The sequence below is a fragment of the Actinomadura graeca genome (genome assembly GCF_019175365.1).
Classification (GTDB): domain Bacteria; phylum Actinomycetota; class Actinomycetes; order Streptosporangiales; family Streptosporangiaceae; genus Spirillospora; species Spirillospora graeca.
On sequence record NZ_CP059572.1, the window covers coordinates 7,455,598 to 7,476,744 of the forward strand.

General features: G+C 74.0%; 18 protein-coding genes and 1 tRNA gene. 8 read left to right on the forward strand and 11 right to left on the reverse strand.

Annotated elements, in window-relative coordinates; translation table 11 throughout:
• Nucleotides 1-52: 52 nt before the first annotated feature.
• The 3 genes from AGRA3207_RS33130 to AGRA3207_RS33140 all read right to left on the reverse strand — a co-directional run bounded on the left by AGRA3207_RS33130 (nucleotide 53) and on the right by AGRA3207_RS33140 (nucleotide 3,093).
• Nucleotides 53-661, reverse strand: coding sequence for an Rv1733c family protein (locus AGRA3207_RS33130; RefSeq protein WP_231331053.1), 609 nt, complete (start codon nucleotides 659-661; stop codon nucleotides 53-55).
• Nucleotides 662-862: 201 nt separating this feature from the next.
• Entirely contained in the window at nucleotides 863-2,416 is a 1,554-nt protein-coding gene (locus AGRA3207_RS33135; RefSeq protein ID WP_231331054.1) for an MFS transporter, read from the reverse strand.
• Nucleotides 2,413-3,093, reverse strand: a complete 681-nt coding sequence (locus AGRA3207_RS33140) for an LppX_LprAFG lipoprotein (protein WP_231331055.1) — start codon at nucleotides 3,091-3,093, stop codon at nucleotides 2,413-2,415. Before AGRA3207_RS33140 ends, AGRA3207_RS33135 begins: the two co-directional genes overlap by 4 nt.
• 186 nt (nucleotides 3,094-3,279) lie before the next feature.
• Here AGRA3207_RS33140 and AGRA3207_RS33145 point away from each other — a divergent pair.
• From AGRA3207_RS33145 to AGRA3207_RS33165, 5 genes are all read left to right on the forward strand, one after another.
• Nucleotides 3,280-3,353 (forward strand) — tRNA-Ile (locus AGRA3207_RS33145).
• Between the two features lie 219 nt (nucleotides 3,354-3,572).
• Nucleotides 3,573-4,439: a S1 family peptidase gene (locus tag AGRA3207_RS33150; protein ID WP_231331056.1), complete on the forward strand. Its 867-nt coding sequence runs from the start codon at nucleotides 3,573-3,575 to the stop codon at nucleotides 4,437-4,439.
• Between the two features lie 197 nt (nucleotides 4,440-4,636).
• Nucleotides 4,637-5,341, forward strand: coding sequence for a hypothetical protein (locus tag AGRA3207_RS33155; RefSeq protein WP_231331057.1), 705 nt, complete (start codon nucleotides 4,637-4,639; stop codon nucleotides 5,339-5,341).
• Nucleotides 5,342-5,437: 96 nt separating this feature from the next.
• Nucleotides 5,438-6,274, forward strand: coding sequence for an MBL fold metallo-hydrolase (locus AGRA3207_RS33160; RefSeq protein WP_231331058.1), 837 nt, complete (start codon nucleotides 5,438-5,440; stop codon nucleotides 6,272-6,274).
• A complete protein-coding gene (locus tag AGRA3207_RS33165) occupies nucleotides 6,271-6,885 on the forward strand; it encodes a carboxymuconolactone decarboxylase family protein (protein ID WP_231331059.1) in 615 nt (204 codons plus the stop codon). The genes AGRA3207_RS33160 and AGRA3207_RS33165 overlap by 4 nt, the downstream gene beginning before the upstream one ends.
• Here the strand turns inward: AGRA3207_RS33165 and AGRA3207_RS33170 are convergent.
• The 8 genes from AGRA3207_RS33170 to AGRA3207_RS33205 all read right to left on the reverse strand — a co-directional run bounded on the left by AGRA3207_RS33170 (nucleotide 6,826) and on the right by AGRA3207_RS33205 (nucleotide 16,223).
• Complete coding sequence (locus tag AGRA3207_RS33170) at nucleotides 6,826-7,632, reverse strand: SDR family oxidoreductase (protein WP_231331060.1); 807 nt, start codon at nucleotides 7,630-7,632, stop codon at nucleotides 6,826-6,828. The two genes, AGRA3207_RS33165 and AGRA3207_RS33170, sit on opposite strands and share 60 nt — an antisense overlap.
• 78 nt (nucleotides 7,633-7,710) lie before the next feature.
• A complete protein-coding gene (locus AGRA3207_RS33175; protein ID WP_231331061.1) occupies nucleotides 7,711-8,814 on the reverse strand; it encodes an ABC transporter substrate-binding protein in 1,104 nt (367 codons plus the stop codon).
• 81 nt (nucleotides 8,815-8,895) lie between these two features.
• On the reverse strand, nucleotides 8,896-10,056 hold the full coding sequence (locus tag AGRA3207_RS33180) for an acyl-CoA dehydrogenase family protein (protein WP_231331062.1): 1,161 nt from the start codon (nucleotides 10,054-10,056) through the stop codon (nucleotides 8,896-8,898).
• A complete protein-coding gene (locus tag AGRA3207_RS33185) occupies nucleotides 10,056-12,398 on the reverse strand; it encodes an acetate--CoA ligase family protein (protein WP_231331063.1) in 2,343 nt (780 codons plus the stop codon). Before AGRA3207_RS33185 ends, AGRA3207_RS33180 begins: the two co-directional genes overlap by 1 nt.
• Nucleotides 12,398-13,186: an enoyl-CoA hydratase/isomerase family protein gene (locus AGRA3207_RS33190; protein WP_231331064.1), complete on the reverse strand. Its 789-nt coding sequence runs from the start codon at nucleotides 13,184-13,186 to the stop codon at nucleotides 12,398-12,400. Before AGRA3207_RS33190 ends, AGRA3207_RS33185 begins: the two co-directional genes overlap by 1 nt.
• 84 nt (nucleotides 13,187-13,270) lie before the next feature.
• On the reverse strand, nucleotides 13,271-14,431 hold the full coding sequence (locus AGRA3207_RS33195) for an ABC transporter ATP-binding protein (protein ID WP_231331065.1): 1,161 nt from the start codon (nucleotides 14,429-14,431) through the stop codon (nucleotides 13,271-13,273).
• On the reverse strand, nucleotides 14,428-15,327 hold the full coding sequence (locus tag AGRA3207_RS33200) for an ABC transporter permease (protein ID WP_231331066.1): 900 nt from the start codon (nucleotides 15,325-15,327) through the stop codon (nucleotides 14,428-14,430). Before AGRA3207_RS33200 ends, AGRA3207_RS33195 begins: the two co-directional genes overlap by 4 nt.
• Complete coding sequence (locus AGRA3207_RS33205) at nucleotides 15,324-16,223, reverse strand: ABC transporter permease (RefSeq protein ID WP_231331067.1); 900 nt, start codon at nucleotides 16,221-16,223, stop codon at nucleotides 15,324-15,326. The genes AGRA3207_RS33200 and AGRA3207_RS33205 overlap by 4 nt, the downstream gene beginning before the upstream one ends.
• 331 nt (nucleotides 16,224-16,554) lie before the next feature.
• Between AGRA3207_RS33205 and AGRA3207_RS33210 the strand changes: the two genes are divergently transcribed.
• The 3 genes from AGRA3207_RS33210 to AGRA3207_RS33220 all read left to right on the forward strand — a co-directional run bounded on the left by AGRA3207_RS33210 (nucleotide 16,555) and on the right by AGRA3207_RS33220 (nucleotide 21,110).
• Nucleotides 16,555-17,814, forward strand: a complete 1,260-nt coding sequence (locus AGRA3207_RS33210; RefSeq protein WP_231331068.1) for a PucR family transcriptional regulator — start codon at nucleotides 16,555-16,557, stop codon at nucleotides 17,812-17,814.
• Between the two features lie 171 nt (nucleotides 17,815-17,985).
• Nucleotides 17,986-19,419 (forward strand): aldehyde dehydrogenase family protein, encoded by a 1,434-nt coding sequence (locus AGRA3207_RS33215; RefSeq protein ID WP_231331069.1) that lies wholly within the window; start codon nucleotides 17,986-17,988, stop codon nucleotides 19,417-19,419.
• On the forward strand, nucleotides 19,416-21,110 hold the full coding sequence (locus AGRA3207_RS33220) for a thiamine pyrophosphate-binding protein (protein WP_231331070.1): 1,695 nt from the start codon (nucleotides 19,416-19,418) through the stop codon (nucleotides 21,108-21,110). Before AGRA3207_RS33215 ends, AGRA3207_RS33220 begins: the two co-directional genes overlap by 4 nt.
• Nucleotides 21,111-21,147 lie beyond the last annotated feature (37 nt).

Sequence of the window (21,147 nt, forward strand, 5' to 3'; positions counted from 1 at the left end):
GCGCGGACGCGGCGGGTGCCTCAGCGCCCGGCGGCGGCCCTGGGCCCGCGGGTCAGGAGCGGGGATTGGCGTCCGCGTCCATCCGGGCCCACTCGGCCTCCCACATCTCGTCGCGGTACCGGTCGCAGCGCCGCCGGACGAGCGCGTACACCAGCAGCAGCGGCATCGACAGGCCGAGGACGGTCGCGGCGGACGCGTAGGCGGCGTCGGTCACGGTGCGGCTGTGCGGGCGGGGGCGGACGGTCGGCTCGGCGTCGCGGTCGACCCAGATCGTCCGCTGGGCGCCGGCCTTGGCGTTCTTCCAGCTCGGCAGCGTCCCCGCGCGGGGCTTGCCGTCCGGGCCGGGCCAGGTGGCCTGGACGGTCTCGTGGATGTAGCGGTCACCGGCCGACCCGATGCCGCCGGTGGAGGTCACGGTGGCCACGACCTGGTGGCGGGCGGCCCGCTCGGCCCGCTCGGCCCGCACGCCCGAGTCGTAGGACCAGCCGCACGCCCAGGCGGCGAGCGGCGGGGCCGTGGCGAGCAGCAGCGCGAGCAGCCCGAGCGCGACCAGGCGCTGGACGCGGTCGACCCGCCGGCGCAGCTCGCTGCGCTCCAGCCCGAGCCGCCGGCGCAGCCGTGCGAGCGGCCTGCCTCCGCAGCCGATGCCGAACCTGCGCATCCGTGTCACCTCCCCGGGGAGTGCCCTCCCGGCAAGAGGCTTCTTTAGCCTACATTTCCCAGGATATTCCCGAGTTCGTTGATCGGCACATGGTCTGTGACCGAATCCTTCCCCGAACTGGGTCGTTATACCGGTGTGATGGCCGTAATCGGTCGGTCGCCATGGCGGCGGAAACGGCGTCCGCCCCCCTGGGCACGCGCGTCATCCCGTGGAAAGCAGGCTCTCCTCCGACGCCGCGGACGGCTCCGGGTCGTCCCGCCGCGTCCCCACGGCCAGCGCGAGCACCGCCCCCGCCAGGCACATCGCCGCGGTGATCAGGAAGATCTCCCGGTACTCGGTGCGCAGCGCCTCCCGCACGGCGGCGTTGTAGACGGCGAGGCGCCGCCCGAACTCCTCGTCGGCGATCCCGAACGGCAGCGGCGGCCTGAGGTCCGCCGTCAGCGCGTGGAACCGGTGCAGGCCCCACGCGGTGAGGGCCGAGACGCCGAGCAGCATCCCCATCATCCGCGCCACCACCACGGCCGCCGACGCCGTGCCGTGCCGCGCGGCCGGGACGAGCCCGAGCACCGCCGACGACACCGGCGCGATCACCAGCCCGAGCCCGAGGCCCGTCACCACGAGGTCGGTGTCCATCCGCGGCAGCGGCCCGTAGGACGCGCCCTCCAGGTCGGCCGGCCACCCGGCGATCAGCAGGTACCCCGCCGCCGCGACCGCCATCCCCGCCGCCATCGGCCACCGCTCCCCGACGCGCCGCGCGGCCAGGCCGCCGATCACGGCCGCGACCGGCAGCGCCACGAGGAACCGCGTCAGGACCAGCGCGCCGTCCACCGAGTCCTTGTCCAGCAGCGTCTTCGCCACCAGCACCACGTCGACCAGCGTCACCATCAGCGCCGCGCCCGACAGCATGCTCACGCCCAGCGTCGCCAGCAGCGGCCCGCGCCGGACGCCGCCGAGGTCCAGCAGCCGCGTCCGCGCCCGGACCTCCCAGGCCACGAACCCGGCCAGCGCCAGCCCGCCCGCGCCCAGCAGCGGCGGCCCCCACGGCGGCAGCGCCGACTCCGCGGGCTCCGGGTTGTACACGCCCACGACGAGCAGGCTCAATCCGAGCGCCAGCAGCAGCCCGCCGACGACGTCCACGCCGGGCCGCGGGCCCCGCCCCGGCCCACCCGGCCCCCGTCCGCCCGGCACCCGTTCGCCCGGCACCGCGTACCGCACCGCCGCCATCGCGGCCGCGACGAGCGGCACGTTGATCCAGAAGATCGCCCGCCAGTCCAGCGCCGCGGCCACCCCCGCCCCGTACAGCGGCCCGAGGACGCTGCCCAGCTCCTGCGCCGCGCCGACCGCGCCGAGCACGACCGGACGCTGGCGTTCCCCCCACAGGTCCCCGGCCAGCGCCATCGTCACCGGCAGCAGCGCGCCGCCCGCGACCCCCTGCACGACGCGCCCCGCCGTCAGGACCGGCACGTCCTGCGCGAGCGCCGTGACGACCGACCCCGCGCCGAAAACGAACAGGCACGCCTGGAGCACCGGCCGCCGCCCGAAGCGGTCGGACAGCTGCCCGAGCAGCGGCATGGCCGCCACGTACCCCAGCAGGAACCCGCTCAGGACGGGCGTCAGCCGCTCCAGCCGGTTGACCGGGATCCCGAGATCCTTGATCACCGGGACCAGGATCGTCGTGACGACGTAGGCGTCCAGCGCGGCGAGGAGCACCACCGCCCCGCCGGCCCCGACCGCGACGCGCCGCCGTCCGCTCACTTCGGCGCGCTGATCTTGTAGGGGACGTCGAACTCGGTGAACGCGACCACCACCGTGCCCTTGCCGCCGGGGAACGTCCCCCGCACCTTGACGAGCCTTCCGTCCGCCTTGCGCACCCACACCTTCCCGTCGACGTCGGTCTCGACGCCCGGGAGCAGGCCCTTCACGCGGTCCTTCGGCAGCCGGGCCGCCACCCGGTACGCCTCCTTGCCGTCCACCTTCTCGACGGCCTCCGCCTTCGGCGCCTGGAGCGAGCCGAGCAGCCCCGCGATGCCCCGCTCCGGATCCAGCACCGCCGACGGGTCGTACTTCAGCGCCGCCAGCGCCCGCGGCACCTTCTGCCAGCCGCCCGTCCCGGCGTCGAGGTACACGCTGCTCCCGGACGCGACGACCTTCATCTCCACGTTCATCCCGGACTGCCGCATCGTCAGCGTCCCCTGCGCGTCCCCGTTGCGCAGCAGCTTCATGTCGCCGCCCCGCACGGAGACCGGCGGCTCGCCCTCCGAGTCCATCGTGAGCCCGACACTCGTCACCGCCGCCATCGCCGCCGACGCCTGCCGCAGCGTCCCCGCGGCGTCGAAGTCGGCCTTGGCCGGCCCGGACCCGCCTCTGTCACAGGCGGTGGCCGCCACCAGCGCGAGCAGCACGGGGGCGAGGGCGAGGAAGCGTCGTGACATACGCCGGACACTACCGACGGGTCATCTCGCCGTCACTCGGCAGGAGGTCTGATTCTCCTCGTCCTCCAGAGTGATTCCCGGGGCCGAAGCGGTCCCTTTTGTCGGTGGCCCCGGCCGATGGCCCGCCGCTAAGATGACACGCGGCACGCCCCCGGCCGCCGACGGTAGCCGCCGGGACGGGCCACGGGGGCGGTAGCTCAGCTGGTCAGAGCAGGAGACTCATAATCTTCGGGTCGCGGGTTCGAGTCCCGCCCGCCCCACCGACCGCCGTCCCGCCTCCGCCCGGTTCCGGGGGCGGATAGGCAATGCGTGCCAAATCCGGGGAGTCTTCGCAGGTCGGTTGAAGCCGGTCTTCTCGACCGGCGGGTTCGCGGCTACCATCGCGCCGGAGTGGACGATGTCGGACCGTGACGCGGCACCGGTGTAGCCCCACGTCCTCCCAGCCTGCTCGTCTACCCCCATCGAGAGGACCCCCCGCCATGTCCAGACGCCTTCTCGGCGTGATCGCGGCCGCGGTGATCGGTGCGTCGACGGTGACCGCCGCCGCCACCATGGCGTCGGCGGCGCCGCCCGTCCCGGCGCCGCCCAAGGCCGCCATCGACTTCACCAGCATCGTCGCGCTCAACAACTGTTCGGGCTCCCTGGTGCGCACCCCCACCGCCGCCGACACCGACCCCGCGATGGTGCTCACCAACGGCCACTGCTGGGAGGGCGGTGAGCCGGGCGCGGGCCAGGTGATCACGAACCGTTCGTCCAGCCGGACGTTCAGCCTCCTGGACTCCTCCGGCCAGCGCACGCTCGCCACCCTGCGCGCGACCACGGTGCTGTACGCGACGATGACCGACACGGACGCCGCGCTGTACAAGCTCAACACCACCTACGCCGCCATCAAGCAGAGCTACAACACCCCGGCGCTGGTGATGCAGACCGACCACCCGACCACGGGCGCGGACCTGCGCGTGGTCTCCGGGTACTGGAAGCGGATCTACTCCTGCAAGCTGGACGGATTCGCCTACCGGGTCCGCGAGGCCGAGTGGACGTGGAAGGACTCGCTGCGGTACACGTCCTCCTGCAACGTCATCGGCGGCACCTCCGGCTCGCCGGTCATCGACGCGGGGACCGGCAAGGTCGTCGGCGCCAACAACACCATCAACGAGAGCGGCGGCCGCTGCACGCTCAACAACCCGTGCGAGGTGGACGAGGCGGGCAAGGTCACCGTCCGCTCGAACATCGGCTACGCCCAGCAGACCTACAACCTCGCCACGTGCATCGCCCCCGGCACCGTGCTCGACCTGAACCGGCCCGGTTGCGAGGTGCCGCGCGGCGCCAGGTCGGGCCGGCACTGACCCCGCCTCGCTCCCCAGGGCGAGACCTGATGTAGCGGGACTCCGCAAGAGCGCTCACGGCCCGCCGTGCCTTTAGAGGCGCGGCGGGCCTCGCCGTATCCGGGGCCCCGCCGTATGGCGCCCGGTCCGCCGGTTGCTACCCTTCGAACTGCATGGTTCATTCTGAACCATTGCGGAGTGGAGGTGGCGACCGTCCCATGGGGAGACAACCGCTGAGCTGCCCGTTCTTCTTCGCCGTGGGGCTCGACACCCGGCCGGGCGAAACCGCCGAGGAGACGCGCGCGTTCGCCGGCTTCTACGACACCGTGCACCTCGCCGAGGTCGTCGAGCGCAACGACGGGTTCGTCAGCGCCGCCCGGTACGAGCTGACCGACCCCCCGGCGGGCACGGCCCCGGTCCCGTACTGGCTCGCGGTCTACGGCATCGAGGACGAGGACGCCGCGCGCCGCTTCCTCGCACGCGTTCGCGGCCCCGCCGAGGGACGCGTCACCTACTCCCCGGGCCCGCCCGCGTGGACCCGCGCGACGACCGTCTGGCGGATGATCTGGCGCAACACCGGGTCGACGGGACCGGACGACCTCGTCCCCGGCCGGATCGCGATGATCGGCATGGATCCCGCGCCCGGCGCGACGGACGCCGAGGTCGCGGAGTTCGACGACTTCTACACCCGCACGCACCTGCCGGAGATCGTCTCCGGCTTCGGCTACGACCGGGGCACCCGCTTCCGGCTCTGGCACGAGTTCACCCACCCTGCGCCGGGCTGCCCCCGGTACAACGCGGTCTACGAGGCGGAGGACGCCGAGCCGGCGGGCTCGCCGTCCGGCGCCGCGCTGACGCCGGGGCCGCGGGCGTGGGAGGGCCGGCGGGTGCACTGGCGGGCCAAATACCGGCGGGCGGGCTGACCGGGTGGGTGGCGGGGGAAGACAGCGCAGGACGACAGCGGAGAGGGGTGGTGCCGCGTGCCTTCCGGGACGTCGGCCACGGTGGACATCGGGCGCATGAGGATCTCGCACGTCAGCGACGGGGTGGCGCGGGGACCGCGCCGCTACTGGTTCACCGGGGCGGAACCGGGGGAGTGGATGCCCGCCGTGGGCGTCACCGACCCCGACACCCCGTTCACGATGACGTTCGGGGGGTTCGCGGTGACGGGCGACGGCCACGTCACCCTCGTCGACACCGGCTGGGGCCACCGCGCGGCCGAGAAACCCGGCATGACGGGCGCGGGCGAGATGCCCGCCCGGCTGGCCGCGCTCGGCATCGGGCCGGAAGACGTCGACCGGATCGTCCAGACGCACCTGCACGCCGACCATTGCGGCTGGCTCATCAAGGACGATGACGGCACGCTCACGTTCCCGAACGCGGCCGTCCACGTCAACGAGCGGGAACTGGCGTACTGGACGGGCGACGAGGTGGACGCGATCCCCACCAACCGCGTCATGGCCGACGCGGTGCGCCCGCGGCTGGAGGCCGTCGCGGACGCGGGCCTGCTGCGCCCCTTCGACGGGGGGCTGGAGCTGTCGGACGAGGTGACCGTCCTGCCCACGCACGGCCACACGCCGGGGCATGTGTCGGTCGCCGTCGAGTCCGGGGGCCGGATGGCGATCCTCGCCGGCGACCTCGTCCACCATCCCGTGCATGTGGAGCACCCCTGCTGGCTGCCGTCGATCGACCACGACCCGGCCCGGTCGGTGCGGAGCCGCGAGCGGATCGCGGCGCTCGCCGCGGACCGGGGGGCGGTGATCCTCGCGCCGCACTTCCCCATCCCCACCGTCGTCGGCGTGGACCGCGGCCCGGACGGGCGTGTCCGCGCGACGGTCGGGCACGATGTCCCATGAGCGCCGCCGAGCCCCGCATCCCGCCGGTCCCCGTCGAGGAGTACCACCGGCTCGAACGCGAGCTGTTCGGCGACGGCGCCCTGACCGGCACCGCCCACGTCTCCCGGACGTGGGCGCGCGCCCCCGGCCTGATGAAGGCGCAGCGGCCCCTCCAGGAGTACCTGCTCCAAGGGTCGCCGTTGCCCGCCCGCGACCGCGAGCTGGCGATCCTGCGCGTGGCGTGGCGCCGCGGCTCGGAGTACGCGTTCGGCCAGCACACCCGGATGGGGCGTGCCGCCGGGCTGACCGGCGAGGAGGTCGGGCGCGTCCCGCTCGGCCCGGACGCCGAGGGCTGGACGGCGTTCCAGGCCGTCCTGCTGCGGGCCGTGGACGAGCTGCACGACGACGCCCGGCTCTCTGACGCCACGTGGGCGGCCCTGACGCGGGTCTACGACGACGCCCAGGTCATCGACCTGATCGCCGTCGTCGGCCGCTACTGGACGGTCGCGGTGACCCTGAACGCCCTCGGCGTGCGCCCCGAGCCGGGGCTGCCCGGCTTCCCCGCCGGGCCGTCAGCCCCGGGCCACGGCCCCGTCCCCGATGGGCGGGCCGTAGACCTGCCGCCCGAGTGACTGCCCGCCGTCGGCGGTGAGGACCGCGCCGGTGACGTACCCGGCGCGGTCGCTCAGCAGGAAGCCGGTCAGGTCCCCGATCTCCTCGGCGCCAGCGAAGCGGCGCAGCGGCACCGACGACACGACCCGCTCCCGGTCCTCCGGCGCGGCCCACAGCGCGCTGCCCGCCCCGTCGGTCTCGGTGGGGCCGGGGGCGATGCAGTTGAGCCGGATGCCGTACCGCGCCCACTCCACCGCCAGGGTCCGGGTCATGGTGACGACGCCGGCCTTGGCGGCGGCGCTGTGCACGGTGCCGGGGTGGCCCGTCCAGGCGTACGTCGCGACCACGTTGACGAACGAGCCGGGCCGCCCCGTGTCGATCAGCCTCCGGGCGACCGCCGACGTGCAGTTCCACGTGCCGTTGAGGACGATGTCGACGACCGCGCGCCAGCCGTTCGGCGACAGGTCCTCGGCGGCCGCCACGAAGTTGCCGGCGGCGTTGTTGACCAGCCCGTCGATCCGGCCGAACCGGTCGACCGCGGCCTCGACGGCAGCGTCGACGGCGTCCGGGTCGCGGACGTCCGCGGTGTGCGCCAGGGCGTCGCCGCCCCGGCGCGCCACCTCGGCGGCGACCGTCTCCAGGGGCTCCTTCCGGCGCCCCACCACGGTCACCGACGCACCGAGCCCGGCGAGGCGGAGGGCGGTGGCCGCGCCTATGCCGGTGCCGCCTCCGGTGACGAGAAAGGCGCGGCCTGCCAGTGATTCCACAGGGTTCTCCTCGATGCGTGCGGTGCCGCGTGCGCCGACGCGCGCCGCGGTGGTGGGACGGGCGAGCCGTCGGGCCGGTCAGGACTTGGCGAACGCCTGGAACCGCTTCAGGACGGTGTCGCGGTTCTGGCCCCACCACTCGCTGTTCTGGAGGAACTGCACCTCCAGGTTCGCCGGGTGGGACGGCAGCGTCTTCGCGAACTCCTTGTCCATCAGCTCCAGGGCCTTGGAGTTCGCCGGGCCGTTGGGGTACTTGCTCCAGACCGTCGCCTGCACCTGGGGCCGGACGGAGTACTCGATCAGCTTGAACGCGTTCTCCCTGTTCGGGGCGCCCTTGACGACCGACCAGCTCGCGAGCTCGAACATGCCGCCGTTCCAGGTGAAGTCCAGTGGCGCGCCCTTCTTCTTCAGCTCGCCGATGCGGCCGGAGAAGATGCTGGTGGCGGCCACCTGCTTGCTGACGAGCATCTGGCCGGGCTGCGCCCCCGACACCCACCACTGCGGGACCTGGCCCTTGATCCGGCCGAAGCTGCGGAACGCGCGGTCGATGTCGAGGGGGTACACCGCCTTCGTGTCGACGCCGTCGGCGAGGACCGCGAACTCCATGTCCGGGGGGACGCCGTTGTCGGCGCCGCGCAGCGACCGCCGTCCCGGGAACTTCTGGGTGTCCCAGAAGTCGGCCCAGCCCGTCAGCTTCTTCCCCTCGCCGAGCACCGAGGTGTTCCAGGCCATGACGACCGAGAACAGGTAGTAGGTGAGCCAGTTCTTGTCCACGTAGGACGGGTCGATGCCGGGGATGTTGAGCAGCGAATCGGGCAGCTGCTCGAAGTAGTTCCGTCCGATCGGCAGGACCGTGCCCGGCCCGCCGGCGATGAGGTCCCACTCGATGTTCCCGGTGTCGACCATCGCCTTGATCTTGGCGCCGGTCGGCGGGCCCGCGACGACGACCTCGATGCCGGTCTCCTTGCTGAACGGCTCGAAGATGTACTTCTTCTCGGCCTCGACGAGCGCGCCGCCCCAGTCGGCGACCACGACGCGCTTGCCGCCGCCTCCGCCGCCGGAGCCGCCGCCGCACGCGCCGAGGACCGGCGCGGCGGCGAGGCCGCCCGCGAGGAGGGCGCCGCCCTTGAGGACGCCGCGGCGGGAGAGTGAGGGACCTGGGTGACTGCCGGAGATCTTCATGGTCGGTCGTCCTTCGTGGGGTGGGCGCGGGGATCGGCTGGTGACCGGGCTTCGGGCGGGACGCGAGGGCGGGCGGGCGGGTCAGCGGAACATGCCGCGTTTGAGCAGGTGGCGGGCGATGATGATGCGCTGGATCTCGGAGGTGCCCTCCCAGATCCGCTCGATCCGCGCGTTGCGGTAGGCGCGCTCGACGAAGGTCTCGTTCATGTAGCCGGTGCCGCCGAAGATCTGCAGCACCCGGTCGGCGACGCGGCCGAGCGCCTCGCTGGCGAACAGCTTCGCGGCGGACGCCCGGGCGTGCACCACCTTGGGCGCCTCGCCCTGGTCGGCGGCCCAGGCCGCGTTGTAGGTCATCAGGCGCGCGGCGTGCAGGTCGGTGGCGCAGTCGGCGAGCATGAACTGGATCGCCTGGTAGTCGGCGATCGGGCGGCCGAACTGCACGCGCTGCCCGGCCCATGCGACGCCGTCGTCGATGAGCCGCGCCATCGGGCCGAGGCACCGGGCGGCGGTCATGATCCGCCCGCTGCTCAGCCCGCCGCGGGCGATGCCGAAGCCGCGTCCGGGCTCGCCGAGCACGTTCGCCTCCGGGACGGCGCAGTCGTCGAAGACCAGCTCGGCCTGCCGGTAGCCCCGGTGGCCCATCGTCTTGTGGAGCTGCCCGACGGCGAACCCGGGCGTGCCCTTCTCCACGAGGAACGCGGTGATCCGGTCCTGCTCGCGGTCCGGGTGGGTGAGCGCGAAGACGATGGCGAAGTCCGCCGAGTCGGCGTGGCTGATGAATCGCTTGCGGCCGTTGATCACCCAGGAGCCGTCGCGGAGCTCGGCGCGGGTGGTGATGCCCGCGGCGTCCGAGCCGGTGTCCGGCTCGGTCAGCGCGAAGCACCACTGGAGGTCGCCGCGGACGCACGGGACGAGGAACCGCTCGCGCTGCTCGCCCTCGCAGGCCAGCAGCACACCGGGCGTCGTCGGGACGGCCTCGGCGACGCCGCCGAGCGCGCGGAACAGCTCCTCGGTCACCAGGACCTGGGACAGCACGTCCAGGCCCGCCCCGCCGACCTCCTCGGGCATGCCCATCGAGTTCAGCCCGATGGCGCGGGCCCGCTCCCGGATCCGGCGCTCGACGTCCTCGGGCAGGCCGTCGTGCTCCTCCACGTAGTCCTCGTGGGGGATCAGCTCCGTCTCGGTGAACCTGCGGACCGTCTCGCGGAACTCCACGAGGTGGTCGGGGATCGTGAAGTCCATCAGTCCTGCCGTCCTCTCCCGGCCTGTCCGGATATCCCGGTCTGTCCGGATGCCCCGGTCTGTCCGGATGCCCCGGTCTGTTCGGATGCGCCGCCCGGCCGGGCGGGGACGACCAGCGCGTCCAGCGCCAGGCACCCCTCGTCCCCTGGCCCGCACAGCAGCGGGTTGACGTCGATCTCGGCGACCTCGGGCAGCTCGGCCAGCAGCCGTCCCACCTGGACGGCCGTGCGGGCGAGCGCCTCGGTGTCGGCCGCGGGCGACCCCCGGTGGCCGCGGAGCAGGGCGCCGATCCGCAGCCGCCCGAGCGCGGCCAGCACGTCCTCGCGCCCGAACGGCCAGAGCAGCGCCGCGGAGTCGCCGAGCAGCTCGGTGAGGACGCCCCCGGCGCCGATGACCACCAGCGACCCGGCGGCGTCGTTGCGGCCGCCGACGATCAGCTCGGTGCCGGGGCCCGCCATCCGCTCGACGAGCACCCCCGGCGGCGGCCGGTCCCCGTCCCGGTCCGTGAGACCGCCCCGGCCGGCGGGGCCGTCGAGGGCCGCGGCGGCGCGGCGCATGATGCGGTGGAAGGCGCCGCGGAGGGCCTCCTCGCCGTCCAGCCCGACCTCCACGCCGCCGATGTCGGACTTGTGGGCGATGCCGGGCGCGTGGACCTTGCACACGACCGGGTAGCCGATGCGGGCGGCGATCCCGGCGGCGGTGCCGGCGTCCGCCGCGACGCCCCCGGCCGGCGACCGCACCCCGTACAGCGACAGCAGGCGCTTGCCCTCCCACTCGGGCAGTGGCGTCCCGTGACGCGCCGCGCCGGGCGCCCCCAGGATCGCGGTGGCCCGGCGGCGCCTCTCCGGGTCGGCGGCGGGCACGGCGCCCGGCCCCGTGCGGCGCGCCACCGGACGCGGCGCGCCCGCCAGCGCGATGGCCCGCAGCGCGGGCCGCACCCCCGCCAGCAGGACGACGCCGTTCCGCCGGGCGAGCGCGGTCAGGCCCGGGGTGACGTCGGTGGTCGTCGTCATCAGCACGACCGGCACGTCCAATGAGGCGGCGGCCTCGCCCGCGCCCTCGATCATTTCCGGCCAGCCGACCTCGTCCAGCGGCTCGGAGTGCGTGGGCGCGTCGCCCGCGAACGCGACCACGTCCACGCCCGGCGCGCCGCCCATCGCGAGCGCGGCGGCGCGGTAGGCGTCCCGGTCGCCCCACGCGTTCGCGCCGAGGTCCAGGGGGTTGCGCACCGCCATCGACGGCGGCAGCACGGCGGCCAGCGCGGTCTCGGCGGCGGCGTCGAGATCCGCCAGCCGCACGCCGGTGTCCTCCGCGAGGTCGGCGACCAGCCCGCACTCGCCGCCCGAGCTGGCGAAGACGGCGGCGGAGGCGCCGCGCGGCCTGCGCGGCGCGGCCAGCAGCGAGCACAGCGCGACCATCTCGTCGAGGTCGTCGGCGCGGTGCACGCCGGTCTGCCGGAACAGCGCCTCGTACGCGGCGTCCCGCCCGGCCAGCGTGCCGGTGTGCGCGACGGTCGCGGCCTCGCCGCCGGCCGAGCGCCCCACCTTCAACGCGACGACCGCGACGTCGAGCTCCGCCGCCCGCTCCGCCAGGGCACGGAACCGCGCCAGGTCGGACAGGCCCTCCAGGACGAGGCACACGACCCGCACGCCGGGGTCGGTGAGGAAGTACTCCAGGCAGTCCGACAGGTCGAGGACGGCCTGGTTGCCTGCGGACACCCCGTAGGCGACCGACGGGAGCCGCCCGGAGAGCATCGTGGTCAGCGCCATGTTGCCGCTCTGCGCCGCCAGCGCCACGACCCCGTCGCCGCCGGCGTGCAGGAGCGGCAGCTCGATGCCCCAGAGGGCGGCGCGGCCGCGGAAGCTGGCCACGCCGAGGCAGTTGGGCCCGATCAGCGGCAGCCGGCCGCCGGCGGCGGCGACCAGCTCGTCCTGGAGGCGGCGGCCCGCCGCGTCCCGCTCGGCGAACCCGGCGCCGTACACGACCATGGAGCCCGCGCCGAGCCCGGCCGCCTCCGCCGCCAGCGCCGGGATCCCGGGCGCGGGGATCGCGGCGGCCACCGCGTCGGGCACCTCGGGCAGGTCGCTCAGCGACGGGTAGGCGCGCACCCCGTCGACCTCGGCGCGCGTCGGGTGGACGGCGTACAGGCGTCCCTCGAACCCGGCGCCGCGCGTGTTGCGCAGCGTCCGCAGCCCGTACCCGCCCTTGGGGGAGGCGCCGACGACCGCGACGCTCCCGGGCCGGAAGAGCCGGTCGAGGCGGTGCCCCGCCTGCCCGCCCGCCTGCCCCGTCGCGTGCCCTGTCGTCTGTGCGGTCGCCTGGCCGCTCGTCAGCCCCGCCATCATCGCCCCACGAAGACGGGACGGCGCTTCTCGATCGCCGCCGCCAGGCCCTCGGCCTTGTCCTCGGTGGCGGCGCAGATGCGGGCGCCGCGCTGCTCGTTGCGCAGCGCCTCCTCGATGCCGATCCCGTGGCCCAGCCGGATGTTCTGCTTGGCCTCGCCGATCGCGACGGTCGGGCCGGCGGCGAAGGTCCGCGCCTGGTCCAGCGCGCGGTCCATCAGCTTCTCCGGCGGCACGACCCCGCTCACCACGCCGATGCGCAGCGCCTCGTCGGCGTCGATGATGCGGCCGGTGTAGATCAGCTCGGCCGCGCGGGTCTCCCCGACGATCCGGGGGAGGAGGTAGGAGCCGCCGGCGTCCGGGCAGATGCCCCGCTGCGCGTAGACCTGCCCGAACCGGGCGGACGCCGACGCGAACCGCATGTCGGCGGTCAGCGCGATGTCGAAGCCCGACCCGGCCGCCACCCCGTTCACCGCCGCCACCACCGGCTTCGGCAGCCAGTACAGCCGCGCGATCGTGCGGTGCATCTTCGCCGGCCACGACTCCTCGCCGGCGTCGGAGCGGGCGGCCCACTCCTTGACGTCCGCGCCCGAGCAGAACCCGCGCCCCGCACCGGTGATCACCAGCGCGCGCACGCCGGGGTCCTTGCCCGCCCGCATGATGACGCGGTCCAGCTCGTCGATGTCGCGGTTGGCGATGGCGTTGAGCCGCTCCGGGCGGTTCAGGGTGAGCACGCCGACGTCGCCGTCCATGTGCCAGGTGCAGCACGTGAGTGCCGGCAGTTCCATGACTTCGCCTTTCGATGCGGTTCAGGGCATGACGAACACGGGTCGCGGCGGGAGGCGGGAGACGGCCCCGTCGGGGCCGCCGGTTCAGTTCACGCGGGCGAGGAAGCGGCAGTCGCCGGGGGCCCAGCTCAGCCAGTGCGACGTGCCCGCCGCGTAGTCGGCCCGGGCCTCGGACGGCACCATGACCTGCAGTTCGGCTCCCTGGTCGGTCCGCAGGTGCACCTCGATCTGGGGGCCGAGGTAGACCTGCGTCACGACCGAGCAGCGGGCCGCGTTGCGCTCCGCCGCGTCCGGGCGGTCGGCGCCGAGCCGGATCCGCTCCGGGCGGATCATGAACTCGCCGCCGGCGTCCTCGGAGCAGTCGTTGTCCTTGTCGACCAGGACGCGCCCGGCCATCCCCTCCACTTCGACGACGGTGTGCGCGCCCTTCTCCACGCGCGTGGCGGGCAGGCAGATCGACTGGCCGAGGAACCGGGCGACGAACGAGTTCACCGGCTCCTCGTACAGCTCGTCCGGCGGCGCGGTCTGCTGGAGGACGCCCTGGTGCATGACGCCGATCCGGTCCGACAGCGCCAGGGCCTCGTCCTGGTCGTGGGTGACGTACAGGACGGTCGCGCCGATCCGCTGCTGGAGGGACTTCAGCTCCAGCCGCATGTGGTCGCGCAGGTTGCGGTCGAGGGCGCCGAGCGGCTCGTCCATCAGCAGGACGCTCGGGTCGAAGACGAACGCCCGCGCGAGCGCCACCCGCTGCTGCTGACCGCCGGACAGCTGCCGCGGATAGCGGTCCTGGAAACCGGTGAGCCGCGTCATCGTCAGCACCCGGTCGATCTCCCGCCGCGCGTCGGCCTTCCTCATCCGGCGCATCCGCAGCGGGAACGCGATGTTCTGTGCCACGGTCATGTGCGGGAACAGCGCGTAGTTCTGGAACACCAGCCCGATGTTGCGCTTCTCCGGCACGTCGTCGGTGACCGCGCGGCCCGCCAGGAAGACCTCTCCGGCGGTCGCCGACTCCAGGCCCGCGAGGATGCGCAGGCTGGTGGTCTTGCCCGAGCCGCTCGGCCCCAGCAGGGTGACGAACTCGCCCTTGCGGACGGCCAGGTTGAAGTCGTGCACGGCCGGCGCGTCGCCGTACCACTTGTGCACGCCCTCGAAGACCACCTGGTCGGTCCCGGCGTCCGGGTCCGGGCCGGCGGGCCGTCCGCCGGCCACCGGCGCCCGCAGCCCGGTGCGTCCTTGCTCGGTCATCGGCGCTCCCGCCGTTCACGGAGGATCTTGATCAGTTCGGAGAGGACGAACAGCCCGACGCAGACGGCGATGAGGATCGTTCCGGCGACCGCGAGCGTGGGCGTGAGGTCGTAGCGCACGCTGTCCCACAGCTTGCGCGCGAGGGTGACCGAGTCGTTGCCGGCCACGAAGAGGATGATCACCGCCTCGTCGAAGGCGATCACGAACGCGAACAGCGCGCCCGCCGAGATCGCCGAGGTCAGCGACGGCAGCGTGATCCGCAGAAGGGTCCGGGGCAGCCCGGCGCCGAGCGTCCGCGCCGCGTTCTCCAGCTCGGGGTCGAACTGCTGGAGGGCGCTCGACACCGACACGAGGACGTAGGGGATGCCCATCACCGAGTACGCGACCGCGACCATCTGCCACTGGCCGATCAGCCGGTGGTCGGCGAAGGTGAAGTAGTAGGCCATCGCCAGCACGATGATCGGGATGACCAGCGGCGAGTACAGCAGCGCGAAGACCAGGCCCTTGCCCCGGCCGGTGCCGCGGGCCAGGCCCCAGGCGGCCGTGGTGCCGACCACGGTCGCGATGGCGGCCGCCAGCAGCGCGATCCGCGCGCTGAGCAGCGTCGCGTCCACCCACGCCGAGTCGGCGAAGAACCGCCGGTAGTGGGTCAGGGACCAGCCCTCCAGCGGGAACGACAGGTAGTCGGCGCTGTTGAACGACTCCAGGACCACGATCACGATCGGGATCACGAGGAACGCGAAGACCAGCGTGACCACGCCCACCAGGGCCCAGTGCAGCACGCGCTCCGCCGGTGTCGCCGGCAGCCGCTTCCGGCGCCGCGCCGGGGGCCCGGGACGGCTCCGCGCCGGTGCCCCCGCCCCGCCGGCGGCGGAGCCCACGCCGATCGCGCTCACAGCGACACCAGCCCCTTGACCTTGGTGAGCCTCCGCACGATCAGCGTCAGCGCGGTCGCCAGCACCAGCAGCATCGTCGCCAGCGTCGCCGCGAGCCCCCAGTCGAAGTTCACCTGGACGCTCTGCGCGATCACCACGGCGATCGTGCTCTGCTTCGGCCCGCCGACCAGCGCGGGCGTGACGTAGAAGCCGAGCCCGATGATGAAGACGAGCATGCCGCTGCTGACGACGGCGGGCAGGGCCAGCGGCAGGTACACCTGGGCGAACGCGCGCACCGGCCCGGCGCCGAGGGACCGCGCCGCGCGGGGCAGCGACGCGTCGATCTGGTCCAGCGTCCCCTTGATGATGAGGATGGGGAAGGGCAGCAGGATGTGCGTCATCGCGATGACGACCGCGCTCTCGCTGTAGAGCATCCCCTCCGAGTTCCCGGTGAGCGGCTCCATCAGCCGCGTCACCAGCCCGTTGTCGCCGAGCAGCACGATCCAGGAGAACGACCGCACGAGAATGCTCGTCCAGAAGGGGATGACGACGAGAAGGGCCAGGAAACGCGCCCGGCGCGGTGACGTCCGGGACAGGAAATAGGCCACCGGGAAACCGAGGACGACGGTGAGGACGGCCACTTCCAGGGAAAGCCGGACGGTGATCGCGAGCACTTCCCAGATCGCGCCGTCGGTGGCCGCCTTGGTGAAATTGCCGAATCCCGGATCGGGTTCGGTGACGCTTTTCAGCAGCATCGCGCCGACCGGATAGGCGTAGACGATCGCCATGAAGGCGACCGGCAGCCCGAGCGCCATCGTCACGAAGCCCGGACGCCGGGCGCGCCTTCTCGGCGGGACCCGGCCCGGACGGAGATCATCCCCCGGGGGGCGCCTCGTGACGGTGGTACGCGCCGTCATGGTTCACCGTCCCTCCGATCGTTCGTGCACCCGTTCCCGCGGGCCGCCCGGAAGGGGTGGCACGCGGTTCCGCGGAGGCCGGAAAGCCCGCCCCGCATGTCGACACAGTCAACGTTCGCGGTGTGCTCCATGTCATGGGTGCCCGATCACAAAAGTCCCTGGGGGCCCCTGTGCCGGGAACACAGTTCCCCGGGGCCGCCGTGCGCCCTGAGGGGGCCTCGGGCGCCCCTCACACGCCGTTGACGTGGGAGGACGCGGCGTGGTACATGTCCACGACCTGGGTCCGGAGGGTGATGCGGATCTCCATGACCCGGCTTTCTGGAGGGTGATCATGGCACCATCCGACATGTCCGCCACCATCACCGATCACATGACGACCGTGGCGCGCGACCTGGAATCGGCGTCCACCGCGCTCGCCAACGAGTTCGTCCGCCAGTACGTCAGCACGACCGAATCGGGTTCGGTCGACCGTCAGGCGCCGGTCGAGGCGTTCGACATGGCGGTGCGGGTCATCGGCCTGTGCGCCGACGGCCTCGCCGACCGCGGGGCCGGGGCGGAGCTGCCGGCCGGACGCGGGGCCCGCGTCGCGCTCCAGGGCAAGCCGGTCGCCGAGGCCGTCGAGTGGCTGCGGCTGCTGGAGCGGGTCGTCGCCGACCACGTGCTCGGCCACGCCACCGCCGGGAGGGACCAGATACGCGCGGTGCTCGGGCGGCTCGCCGAGCTGTTCGACGTGCTCTGCACCCGCGAGCTGGAGTCGTTCACCAGCACCTACAACGAGCTCGCCGGCTGGCAGGCGCGGGTGGGCACCGACCTGCTGAGCTGCCTGATCGCCGGGCCCGCCGTCGACGCCAGCACCGTCAACGACCAGGCCCGGATGCTCAACATCAACCCCCACCAGCGGTTCCGGGCCGTCGCCGCCTACCACGACCCGGCGCCGACGGCGCAGCAGTGGGTGCGGGCCCGGCGGCGGATCATGGAGGTGCTGTGGCGGCACGACCCCCGCCGCGAGATCCTCATCCGCGAGCGGCGCGGCCTGCTGCTGGCGCTGGTGCCCATCGACCGCGCCGGGCCCGGCCTGGTGGAGCTGCTCACCCGGATGCTGGACGACGAGCCCGGCCGGTCGCTGTTCGTGTCGGCGGGCGAGCCGGGCGCGACGCTGCCCGCCGCCGGGCACAGCTGCCGGCAGGCGCTGTCGGCACTGGAGATCAGCATCTACCGCGACCAGCGCGGACAGGTCACCCAGTGCACCGACGTGATCCTGGAGGTCCTGCTGGCGCACAACCGGTGGGTGTCCAAGCGGCTCATCGAGACGCGGATCGGGCAGCTCGTCGAGAAACCGCATCTGCTCGACACCCTGCGCGTCTACATCTCCTGCGACATGGCGCTCCAGCGGACGGCGGAGGAGCTCGTCGTCCATCCGAATACGGTCGCCTACCGGCTGCGGCAGATCGCGACGCTCACGGGACGCGACATGCGCCGGATCACCGACATCGGCGACCTGAACGTCGCGCTGATGGCCTACGACGCGATCCAGATGCGCCGGGACCGGGAAGAGGCGCGCACCGATCTGCGCGCCCGGCTGTTCGCCTGACCCGAGCGCCGCGAGGGCCCGCCGGGCGACGGCCGCCGGCGCCGATGCCGGACGTCCTGTGCCGGGCACATAATGGCGGCCCCGATTCTTTGGTGGCGCAGGCCGGTCAGGTATCCGCCGGTTGATCCTAGGCTTCGAGTCCCATCGCCCAGGACTGGTGAGCGGAGCGACATGGACCATCGTGCGGACACATACATCGGCGGGCAGTGGGTCGAGAACAATGGCGATGACGTCATCGCGGTCATCGACCCCTCGACCGGGCAGTGCGTCGCCACGGTCCGCGAGTCCTCCACCGGCGACATGGACACGGCCATCGAGGCCGCCGGCCGCGCCAGGCCCGTCCTGCGGGCCATGCCGCCGGGCGAGCGGGCCGCGTTGCTGGAGCGCATCGCCGGCGAGCTGGAGGCGCGCGCCGGCGGGCTCGCCGAGCTGATCTCCAGCGAGATGGGCATGCCGCGCAAGCACTGCGCGGACTACCAGGTGCGGACCGCGATCGGAACGTTCCGCAACACCGCGCGGGCGGTCGCCGATGTGCCGTTCACCGAGCGGATCGGCGGCTCGGACGTGCTCCGCGAGCCGGTCGGGGTGGTGGCCGCGATGACCCCGTGGAACTTCCCGCTGCTGCAGACCGCCGCGAAGGTCGGCCCGGCGCTCGCCGCGGGCTGCCCGGTCGTGCTCAAGCCCAGCGAGATCACCCCGCTGGACGCCTACGTCCTGGCGGAGGCCGTGCACGCCGCGGGCGCCCCGCCCGGCGCGCTCAACCTGCTGTTCGGCAACGGCCTGCACGTGGGGGAGTACATGGCCCGCCATCCCGGCACCGCGATGGTGTCGCTGACCGGCTCCACCCGCGCCGGGCGCCGCGTCGCCGAGCTGGCCGCCGCGTCCGTCAAGCGGGTGACGCTGGAGCTCGGCGGCAAGTCGGCGGCGGTCGTGCTGCCGGACGGCGACCTCGCCGCGGCGGTCGAGCGGGTCGTCCGCACCGTGTGCATCAACACCGGGCAGACCTGCACCGCGCTGACCCGGCTGCTGGTGCCCTTCGAGGCGATGGCCGACGCCGAGGACCTGGTGACCCTCGCGATGTCGGGGTACCGCGTCGGGCCGTCCGGCGACCCCGACGCCGACATCGGGCCCCTGGCCAGCGCGAACCAGCGGCACCGCGTCAACGACCACCTGGAGCGGGCGCTCGTCGACGGCGCCCGCACGATCTGGGACCACCCGCCCGAGGAGCTCCCGCGCGCCGGGTTCTTCACCGGGCCCGCCGCGTTCGCGGTGTCCGACCCCCGCATCGTCCTCGCGCAGCAGGAGGTGTTCGGGCCGGTCCTCGCGGTCATCCCCTACGTCGGCGAGGACGAGGCGGTCGCCATCGCGAACGGCACCCAGTACGGGCTCGCTGGCGCGGTCTGGTCGGCCGACGAGGAGCACGCGCTGCGGATCGCGGAGCGGATCGAGGCAGGCAGCATCGAGATCAACGGCGCCCCGTTCAATGGCCTCGCGCCGTTCGGCGGCTACAAGCAGTCCGGGTACGGGCGCGAGCTGGGCGTGCACGGCATCGCCCAGTTCACCGAGCTGAAGGCGATCCAGCGGCGGACGGCGGCCGCGCGATGACCGGGCCGGACGGCGGGCCCGGGCCGGGCGGGGCCGAGCCGTGCGGGCACGGGCGGACGGGCGGTGACCTGGTCGCCGAGGCGCTGCGGGCGCTCGGCGTCGAGCACGTCTTCGGCGTCGCCAGCGTGCACAACCTGCCGATCCTCGACGCGATCCACCGGCTCGGCGGCATCACCGTCGTCACCACGCGGCACGAGCAGGCGGCGGTGCACGCCGCGGACGGCCACGCCCGCGTCACCGGGCGGCTCGGCGTCGCCCTGGCCTCGACCGGGCCGGGCACCGCCAACACGATGGGCGGGCTGTTCGAGGCGCAGTTCGCGGGCTCGCCCGTCCTGCTCCTCACCGGGCAGGTCGAGATCCGCTACTACGGCCGGTCCAAGGGCTACCTGCACGAGGCGGAGCAGCAGCTCCCGATGCTGCGGACCCTCACCCGCGAGGCGTGGACGGTGCGGCGCGCCCAGGACGCCGGCGAGACCGTCGTCGCGGCGGGCCGCGCGGCCGTGACCGGGCCGCCCCGTCCCACGGCCGTGGAGATCCCCATCGACCTGCAGTACGCGCGGGTGCCCGACACCGTGGAGGTCGCCGGGCCCGCGCCCGTGCTCCGCCCCGTGCCGCCCGAGGATCGCCTCCGCGCCGCCGCCGACCTGCTCGCGGGCGCCGCGCGGCCGCTGATCTGGGCCGGGGGCGGGGTGCTGAGCGCCGGAGCCTGGCCCGGGCTGCGCCGCCTCGTCGACCGGCTGGAGATCCCGGTGGTGACCTCCGTGCAGGGCCGCGGCGCGCTCCCCGAGGACCACCCGCTGTGCCTCGGGCCGCTGGCCGCCGTGCCGCCGCTGCGCGGCATCGTCGAGGACGCCGACGTCGTCCTCGCCGTGGGCGCCCGCTTCCAGATGTACACCACCGACCAGTGGCGGCTGCGGATCGGCGGGCGGCTGATCCACGCCGACGCCGACGCGGGCGTGTTCGGCCGGACGTACCCGCCGGAGGTGGCGCTGCACGGCGACGCCCGGGAGACGCTGCGCGAACTCGACGGGCGGGTCGCCACCGGCGCCGCCGACCCGGGCTGGACGGCGGCCGCCCGCCGCGCCGCCGCCGAGGCGCGCGAGACCTCGCTGGAGGCCCTCGGCCCGGACCACCGCGCGCTCGTGGAGTCCATCCGCCGGTCGCTGCCGCGGGACGGCGTGATCGTCCGCGACTCGACCGTGCCCGCCTACGCCTGGGGCGACCGGCTGCTGCCGATCCTGGCGGCGCGCACGTCGCTGCACCCGGCCTCGGCCGCGATCGGGCCGGGGCTGCCGCTGGCGCTCGGCGCCGCGGTCGGCGGCGGGCGGCGGACCGTCGTCGTCCACGGCGACGGCGGCATCATGCTGTCGGTCGGCGAGCTGGCGGCGCTCGCCCAGGCCGGCGCGCCGGTGACGGTGCTGGTGTTCAACGACCGCGGCTACGGCGTGCTGCGCGACGTCCAGTCCGCCACCTTCGACGGCGCCCGCAACGACGTGGACCTGCACACGCCCGACTTCGTGGCGCTCGCGGAGGCGATGGGCGTGCCCGGCGAGCGGGTGTCGGGCGCCGCGGCGTTCGACGAGGCGTTCGCCCGCTCGGCCGCCGGGACGGGACCGTCCCTGATCGAGATCGACCTGACCGCGCTCGCGCCGATGAAGCGGCGGGCCGGCCGCCAGCGGCTGCTGGGCTGACACGACCCCGGGACCGTGCCGCCCGCCGGCGGCGCCC